The 4543-nt window shown below is 72.1% G+C and carries 3 protein-coding genes; all 3 read left to right on the forward strand.

What is annotated here, in order from left to right:
- Positions 1-606: CheB methylesterase domain-containing protein (locus FMP39_RS36875; RefSeq protein ID WP_141594626.1), on the forward strand; the 606-nt coding region annotated here is incomplete at its 5' end.
- A 58-nt stretch (positions 607-664) separates the two neighbouring features.
- Complete coding sequence (locus FMP39_RS36880; RefSeq protein WP_141594628.1) at positions 665-2431, forward strand: ATP-binding protein; 1767 nt, start codon at positions 665-667, stop codon at positions 2429-2431.
- Between the two features lie 63 nt (positions 2432-2494).
- A complete protein-coding gene (locus FMP39_RS36885) occupies positions 2495-4282 on the forward strand; it encodes a monovalent cation:proton antiporter-2 (CPA2) family protein (protein ID WP_141594630.1) in 1788 nt (595 codons plus the stop codon).
- The last annotated feature ends 261 nt before the right edge of the window (positions 4283-4543 follow it).

The raw sequence follows: 4543 nt of genomic DNA on the forward strand, positions 1-4543 counted from the left end.
GCCCCACCCGCGCCGTCCGTGTCCCCCACGCGCCCCGGTGTCGTGGCCCTGGCCGCCTCCACCGGCGGTCCGGCGGCGCTCTTCCGCCTCCTGTCCGAGCTGCCCGCCAGCTTCCCCGTCCCCCTGCTGGTGGTGCAGCACATCGCCATTGGCTTCAGCGAGGGCCTGGCGCAGTGGCTGCGCACCGCGGGGCCCTTGCCCGTGAAGGTGGCGGAGGATGGCGAGCCCCTGCTCCCCGGGCATGTGTATCTGGCGCCGGATGATCGCCACCTCGGCGTGCGAGCCGAGGGCCGGGCGGAGGTCTCCCGGGCCGCGCCGGTGAATGGCTTCCGGCCGTCCGCGACGTGGATGTTCCGCTCGGTGGCCCGCGCCTACGGGCCCGCGTCGCTCGCCGTCATCCTCACCGGCATGGGCCAGGACGGACTGGAGGGCGTGCGCGAACTCCACGGCACCGGAGGCCGCATCCTGGCCCAGGACGAGCAGTCCTCCGTCGTCTACGGCATGCCCGGGGTGGTGGTGGGCGCCAACCTGGCCCACGAAGTCGTCGCCCTGCCCGACCTGGCGAGCCGGCTCACCTCGGCTTTCCGGGGTAACGGGGGAGTCTGAGTTACACGCGCCAGAACATTGGATTTTAAAACATCCACAGGATTCTCCCGGTGCCGGGATGGTCCGGCGCCCGTGCGGTGTCATGATGGGGGCCCCTTCCAGCCAGTCCCCATTCATGGCAGCTCGACTCCCCGCATCCCTCGCCACCGTCTTCGCCGCGCTCCCCGACCCGTCCTACGTCCTGGATGACACGGGGCGGGTCCTGGTGTGCAGCCAGGCAGGCGCGAGGACGGTGGGCCGGCTCCCCGAGGAGCTGGAGGGCAGGCACTGGGGGGAGCTGGGCTTCCCGCCCGAGGAGCTGGCGCGGCTGGAGACGGCGCGCGCGCGGGTGATGCTCATCCAAGACACCTGCGAGCTGGAAGCGCCCTGGGCCACGCAGACGGGCCCCCGGCGGCACGCGCTGACGCTCAGTCCGCTGCCCTCGGAGGATGGGGGGCCTTGCTGCGTGCTGGTGACGGCGCGCCCCCTCACCGACGCGGAGGCCGTGTTCTCCCGCGCCATGGAGCTGGAGCTGGCCGCGCGGGCGGAGGTGGAGCAGGCCGAGCGCCGCCGCTCCTTCCTCTACCAGGCGATGACGACGCTCTTCACCCACCCGCCGGACCCGCAGGGCATGTACACGCTGCTGGCGCACCTGGCGGTGCCCGACGTGGCGGACTGGTGCCTGGTGGACGCGCTGGAGCAGGGCCCCTGGGTGACGCGCGTGGCGGCGGCCTGCCTGGACCCGACGCAGCAGGAGCGCTCGGGCGCGCTGCCCACCCGCACCGAGCTGCGGGACGACGCCGCCGTGGGCCTCTTGCGCGTGCTGCGCACCGGCGAGCCGGAGCTGGTGCCGGCGGTGACGGATTCCCTGCTGCGCGCCGCCGCGGCGGAGCCCGCGCACCCCGCGCTGCTGCGGCTGCTCCAGGCGCGCTCGTACATGATTGTGCCCCTGCGCGCGCGCGGCCACACGCTGGGCGCCGTCACCTTCGTGTCCTCGGGCTCCGGGCGGCGCTACGGCCCGGACGACCTGGCGCTGGCGGAGGACTTGTGCCTGCGCGCCAGCCTCGCCATCGACAACGCGCGGCTGGTGGGCGAGTCCCGGCGCGCGGCGCGAGCCCGCGAGGACTTGCTGGCCGTGGTGTCGCACGACTTGAAGAACCCGCTGGGCGTGGTGCAGCTGGGCGCGGCGCTGCTGCTGCGCGGCGCGGGGGCGAAGCCGGGCGGCGAAAGCGTGGCCAAGCAGGCCACCCGCATCCAGGACGCCACCGAGCGCATGTCGCGCCTCATCTCCGACCTGCTCGACTGGGGCCGGCTGGAGGCGGGCGGCCTGCCGCTGGAGTGGGGCGAACACGGCGTGGCCGGGCTGCTCACCGAGGCGCTGGACTCCATCCGTCCGCTGGCGGAGGCCAAGGGCCTGCGCCTGTCCGTGGAGCTCCCCGCCGCGGACGTGCGCGTGCGCTGCGACAAGGTGCGGGTGCTCCAGGTGCTGGGCAACCTGCTGGGCAACGCGGTGAAGTTCACCACCGCGGGGGGCGACCTGAAGCTGGGCGCCCAGGCGCGCGGCGGTGAGGTGTCCGTCCACGTGCGCGACACCGGCTCCGGCATCGCTCCGGACGCGCTGCCCCACATCTTCGACCGCTACTGGCAGGCCCGCGACGCGGCCAGCCGCGGCACCGGACTGGGCCTGGCCATCGCCAAGGGGCTCGTCGAAGCCCACGGCGGTGGCATCCAGGCGGAGAGCACCCTGGGCGAAGGCAGTGTGTTCACCTTCACCCTGCCCTCCGCGGGCGCCTCGGCGTCCCACGCTGTACACCCGCCGCTCGCACGCAGGGGCACGGACGCCTGAGCCCGCGGGGCCCCGTGCCCGCGCCGAATTGCCGCTACCCGGACGTCCGTGCAAGGAAGCCGCATGTCCTTCCTGCAGCAGGCGCTCGTGTTCCTCGCGGCGGCGGTGCTGGCGGTTCCTCTCTCGCGGCGGCTCGGACTGGGCTCCGTGCTGGGCTACCTGGCGGCGGGCGCGGTCATCGGCCCCTGGGGACTGAAGCTCATCAGCGACGTGGAGCACATCTTCCACGTGGCGGAGCTGGGCGTGGTGCTGCTGCTGTTCGTCATCGGCCTGGAGCTGCAACCCAGCCGGCTGTGGGCGCTGCGCCGCTCCGTCTTCGGCCTGGGCGGCGCGCAGGTGCTGCTCACCGGCGCGCTGCTGGCCAGCGTGGGCCTGCTGTGTGGCCTGACGTGGGGCGCGGCCATCGTCACGGGCTTTGGCCTGTCGCTGTCCTCCACCGCCTTCGCGCTGCAACTGCTGGCCGAGCGCAACCGGCTCACCACGCCGTATGGCCAGCTGGCCTTCGGCATCCTCCTCTTCCAGGACCTGGCCGTGGTGCCGCTGCTGGCCCTGCTGCCGCTGCTGGGTGACGGCGGCGCGCCCTCCCCGGAGCCGGTGTGGCTCCTGCTCCTGAAGGACGTGGGCGTGCTGCTGGCGGTGGTGCTGAGCGGCCGCTACCTGGTGCGCCCGGTGTTCCGCGCCGTGGCCGCCACCCACAGCCAGGAGCTGTTCACCGCCACCGCGCTGCTGCTGGTGGTGGGCACCGCGTCGCTGGTCAACGCGGTGGGCCTGTCCATGGCGCTGGGGGCCTTCCTCGCGGGCGTGCTGCTGGCGGACTCCGAGTACCGCCACGAGCTGGAGGCGGACCTGGCGCCCTTCAAGGGGCTGCTGATGGGCCTGTTCTTCATCAGCGTGGGCATGTCGGTGAACCTGAGCCTCATCCTCCAGAAGCCGCTGCTCGTCTTCGGACTGGTGCTGGGGCTGGTGGCCCTCAAGGGCGCGGTGCTCTACGGGCTGGGGCGGATGGCCCTGGGGCGGCGTGAGCCGGCGCTCGACCTGGCCGTCGTCATCTCCCAGGGCGGTGAGTTCGCCTTCGTGCTCTTCTCGCTCGCCACCGCCCAGCACATCATGGAGCGCTCGCTGTCGGAGCTGCTCGTGGTGGTGGTGGGCCTGTCCATGGCCACCACGCCGGTGCTGTATGCCGCGCACGAGCGCTGGGTGCGCCCGCGCTTCAAGCCGAAGGCCTCGGGGCGCGAGTTCGACGTGGCGCCCACGGAGGACAACCCCGTCATCATCGCCGGCTTCGGCCGCGTGGGGCAGGTGGTGGGCCGCCTGCTGCGCGCCAAGCGCATCGGCTTCACCGCGATTGACGCCAGCCCGGAGCAGATTGACTTCATGAAGCGCTTCGGCAGCCAGGTCTTCTACGGGGACGCCTCACGTCTGGACCTGCTGCGCGCGGCCCGCGCGGACAAGGCGAAGGTGTTCGTGCTGGCCATCGACGACATCGAGGCGTCACTGCGCACCGCGCGGGCCGTGCAGCAACACTTCCCCCACCTCACCTTGTTCGCCCGCGCGCGCAACCGCGTGCACGCCTACGAGCTGCTGGACATGGGAATCGACCGGGTGATGCGTGAGACGTTTCTCGACAGCCTGGAGATGGGCGCCGGGGTGCTCCAGGAGCTGGGCCTCACGTATTCGGAGAGCCGGCGCGCCCAGGAACGGATGATGGAACACGACGAGCGCCTCCTGCGCGAGACGGCCCGGTTCCACCGCGACGAGCAAAAGCTCGTGGAGTTGGCCGACAAAGCCCGCAAAGAGCTGGAGAGCCTCTTCGAGAAGGACGAAGCGGAGCACCCCGACAGAACCTCGTGAGCCACCGCCTGCCTGACTTTCTCCACCCTCCCTCGAAAGTGACTTCCTGAAATTCATGTTTCACCCAGGGTTGCATCCACCCGGGCCGCATTCCTCTGTCACGGATGCACCCTGGAGGCGGTGGTCGCCTCCCTTCCAGGCAACGGGGGCGACACACCGCGCGCTGATGCCTGCCTGGCATCGCGCGGGGCGGAGAGCGGGGTATGGTTCCGTTCCCACCGCTGAAACCGAAGAGGCATGCCCCCCACCCCCGCCAAGAAG

Origin of the sequence: Myxococcus sp. AB056 (assembly GCF_006547365.1) — a bacterium.
Classification (GTDB): domain Bacteria; phylum Myxococcota; class Myxococcia; order Myxococcales; family Myxococcaceae; genus Myxococcus; species Myxococcus virescens.

What these genes read in the sequence shown, in the direction of transcription:
- FMP39_RS36880 (WP_141594628.1), top strand. Translation starts at nt 665, where the DNA reads ATGGTCCGGCGCCCGTGCGGTGTCATGATGGGGGCCCCTTCCAGCCAG.
- FMP39_RS36885 (WP_141594630.1), top strand. Translation starts at nt 2,495, where the DNA reads ATGTCCTTCCTGCAGCAGGCGCTCGTGTTCCTCGCGGCGGCGGTGCTG.